2 protein-coding genes and 1 pseudogene are annotated in these 3773 nt (G+C 60.3%); 1 reads left to right on the forward strand and 2 read right to left on the reverse strand.

The genetic code is table 11. The features are described 5' to 3' along the window. The coding region (gene atzF / locus WCA53_RS33385) for an allophanate hydrolase (RefSeq protein WP_423922151.1) at nt 1-1636 on the reverse strand (1636 nt) is incomplete at its 3' end. 826 nt (nt 1637-2462) lie between these two features. On the opposite strand from atzF, the gene WCA53_RS33390 reads away from it, so the two are divergent. Continuing rightward, the gene (locus tag WCA53_RS33390; RefSeq protein ID WP_423922154.1) at nt 2463-3383 is read left to right on the forward strand and encodes a glutaminase; all 921 of its coding nucleotides are present in this window, start codon (nt 2463-2465) and stop codon (nt 3381-3383) included. A gap of 213 nt (nt 3384-3596) precedes the next feature. On the opposite strand, the pseudogene WCA53_RS33395 reads toward WCA53_RS33390, so the two are convergent. Continuing rightward, a pseudogene (locus tag WCA53_RS33395) lies at nt 3597-3773 on the reverse strand (MFS transporter); the annotation flags it as partial.

A 3773-nucleotide genomic window follows, 5' to 3' on the forward strand; every position in this document is an offset into this window, starting at 1 on the left:
TCGCAATGGCATGGGTGGGGGCAGCGCTATCGCCGCCCTGCTCGGGCATATGCACCAGAGCAGGCTTGGGCGGCTTGGTGTCGGCGAGCGCGAAGAGGCGATAGTCGGCTGATGTGTGGGTCGCCTCGAGAAAGTGCGCACCGACTTCGAGTAGTTGCGGGTTCAACGGCTGGCCACGCAGATGCGCACCGACCACGGCGAGGGTGATCGACGGCTCGTCGGACAGCAAGGGACGCAGGCTGTTATCGGAGACAGCCGCGTCGTCAAAAAAGAGCGCCTGGATTTGCGCACCGAGCGCTGCGAGCCGATGGTCGGCACCTGCCGGAGCGATCAGCGTGATCCCCGCGGGCAGCCCGTCCGAGCGCCGCACGCACGGCACCGCCAGCGCGCACAGGTCAAGCAGGTTGACGAAGTTCGTGTAGTAGCCGAGCTGGCTATTGAGTTCGACCGGATTGGCCCTGACGGCTGCGATGGTCGGATGCGTCGGTGTCGTTGGGACGATCAATACATCGACGTCGGCGAAGAGCGCCTGTGCCTCGCGCTTCAATTCGGCGAGTCGATATTGCGCGTTGAACGCGTCGACGGCGCTGTAGTTGTCAGCCTTGGCGATCACCGTGGCGACCACCGGATCGAGGTCGTCGTGATTCGTCTCGAAGAAGGCACCCAGCGCCGCGCGTCGCTCGGCGATCCAAGGACCGTCATACAGCAACGCCGAGGCCTGCTTGAGCGGCGCGAAGTCGACGGGCTGCGATATGAGATCCAGATGGCTCGACAGTAACTCGAGCGCCTCATGAAAGGCCTGCCGGGCTGCGCTGTCGTTGAAAAACTCCAGTTGATCTGGCACGCCCACACGTGGCTGTGACGACAGCAGGGCTGCTTGTGGCATCGTACGAGACCACGGATCGAGCGCATCGAAGCACGCGATTTCGCGCAGGACCCGCCACGCGTCGCCGACATTGTGCGCAAACACCGACACCGTATCGAGCGTGCGGCATGCCGGCACGATGCCACGCTTGCTGACCAGTCCGAGCGAAGGTTTGAGCCCCACCAGTTCATTAAAGGCCGCCGGCACGCGGCCGGATCCGGCAGTATCCGTGCCCAGCGAGAAGGCGACGCAGCCTGCCGCGACCGCCACCGCCGAGCCGGAACTCGAACCACCCGAAATGTGCTCGGGAAAGTCGACCTGCCGGACGGCGCCATACGGCGATCGCACTCCGACCAGTCCGGTTGCGAACTGGTCGAGATTGGTCTTGCCGATGAGGATCGCACCCGCATCCAGAAGGCGCTGTGCCGCAAACGCAGACACCTGCGGCGTGTAGGCGAACTCGGGACAGGCGGCCGTTGTCGGCATGCCCGCGACGTCAATGTTGTCCTTGACCGCGAACGGCACGCCGTAAAGCGGCATCTTCACGAATATCTCAGGGCCAATCGTGCGACGCAGCTCTTCGAGTTCGGCAGCGCGTGCGCGCAGTGCTTCGGTTGCGACGCGCGCCGTCCAGACTTCCGGACGATTAGTTGCCTCGATTCGTTGCAGCACCTCGTCGACGCAATGCATTGGCGTCAGGCTGACTTGAGCGTAGCCCTCGAGTAACTCGCGGATCAAAAAAAGAGGTCGGGTTTTTGCGGTAACTTTCATGTCTTCACACTTGTATACAAGATATGCTTCAATAAGCATGAGTCGTGCCATGTGTGATCACGAAGGCGCAATCGCCGGCTGAGGCTTACGGGGCGGCGCTTTGGAACTGCGGGTGGGGCGCGGTTGTTGGCGCACGTCCTGATTCAAAGTTGTGCATCAAACCCCAGGAAAGTGCGATTACCACCGCTTACGGATCATGTCGCAGGACACATGGGCTCCGTTTTGGCGCACGAATAATCGCATGCACCCGTTTGGCGTAAGCACACACCCAAGGATGCGGAGGCGGCCTCGAGAATCCGGACAGATCGTTAAGTGAAATAGCTGGCCCTGAGTCGGCCAAAATGGCCGGTGACAAGGCTTGTGTCGCTTGCCCAACTGAAGTTGCTAGTACTGTGGTGCGACGCGAAATCTACCGCAGACGCAAGGCGCATGAGGCGCAACGTCTGTTTTGTAATTCAATTAAAGTTGTCAATACGGAAGTCTTTGGCGTCAACTAAAGTTGGCTTGTTAATCAATCTACGACTTCAACTAATTTGGTTAGTTACTGAGCGGCACGTTTCGCAGGTATTGCGATGACCCTGCTTCCGTGGCCGCAATCGAAGAATTCTGAAAGGGCGGCTTCCTAGCATTGTCATGGGCTCGTCGTACATGGCGCACCTCTGCAAGACAGTTCGCTGGCGTGTCTCGCAACGTCATTGCTTAACCGACAACCTCCCCGCCTTGTCCGGAGTCTGCTGCAACGCGGGCTTTTCGTTTCCACACCCGCTGCGCACGTTCTCTGAAGTATCATCGCAAGCCCACCGATTGACGTTCCGACGCATCCGCCATGACTCAAAACTATCAAGCGATCCTCGAACGGATTCATCGCGAGATCGAACCGTGGCGCACCGCGGGTCGCGTTGCTGACTACATTCCCGAACTGGCAAGAGTCCCAGCCAACAGCTTCGGCATGGCGATCGCCACACCGGCCGGCGAAGTCTTCCGTACGGGCCAAGCCGACACTCGTTTTTCGATCCAAAGTATTTCGAAGCTATTCGCCTGCACGATGGCTTTCCGGCTGCTCGGAGACGAACTCTGGGAGCGCGTCGGCCGCGAACCGTCGGGGACACCGTTCAATTCGCTGGTGCAACTCGAAGCCGAGCGGGGTAAGCCGCGTAATCCGTTCATCAACGCTGGCGCGCTGGTCGTCACCGACGTGCTGTGCCGACGCTTCGTCAAGGCCGAGACCGCTCTGGTTGAGTTTCTGCGGCGGCTGACCGGGGAGGCAACAATCGACTACGATTTGCGCGTCGCACAGTCCGAACTGCGGCATGCAGATCGCAACCAAGCTATGGCGCATTTCATCGCGAGCTTTGGCAATATGGAAATGCCCGTCCATGCGGTAGTCGACGCGTATTGCCGGCAATGTGCGATCTCGATGAGTTGCGTCGAACTGGCGAAGGCCGCCCTATTCCTGAGTAATGGCGGCGTCGTGCCATCGACCGGGGAGCGCATCCTCGACAGCAGTTCGACCAAGCGTCTGTCGGCGCTGATGTTGACCTGCGGCACTTACGACGCTGCAGGCGACTTCGTCTTTCGCGTCGGCTTGCCAGCTAAGAGTGGCGTCGGCGGCGGCATCGTCGCGGTGCTGCCGGGCGAAATGGCGGTCTGCGTGTGGTCGCCCGGCCTCGACGCGAACGGCAACTCACTTGCCGGCGCGAAGTCACTGGAAACTTTGACCACACTTACCGGGCAGTCGATCTTTTAATACCGCCGTGGCAGATGGCCTTCGCGGTTTATCTTCACATAGCGCTGAAGCGAGCGGTGCCGAATATTTTCTCCGGCTGAAGTCGGACCCGGAACGGTCAGTCGCTCTCCTCCAGAACGGACATTCCCACGCGCGCTCCGAGGCAGCGACGGCTGCCAATCGAGTGGTCGCTTCTGCTCCAAACCCTCAGATTCGAGCACCGCAGCCGACAGACTAAAATCGACCTATTGCCAGGGCCGTCAGGGTCGTGGCGAAACTCGCGACATGTATACCGATCCGGTCGTCGAGCACACCATAGATCACCGGCGAGATCGCACCCGAACCAATGGTACGCGTGTAGAACAATGCGAATGCCCGCTCGGTACCATCGAGGGATGCCAGTTCCGGCAC

It is taken from the genome of Caballeronia sp. (assembly GCF_049581465.1).
In the GTDB taxonomy this organism is placed as follows: domain Bacteria; phylum Pseudomonadota; class Gammaproteobacteria; order Burkholderiales; family Burkholderiaceae; genus Caballeronia.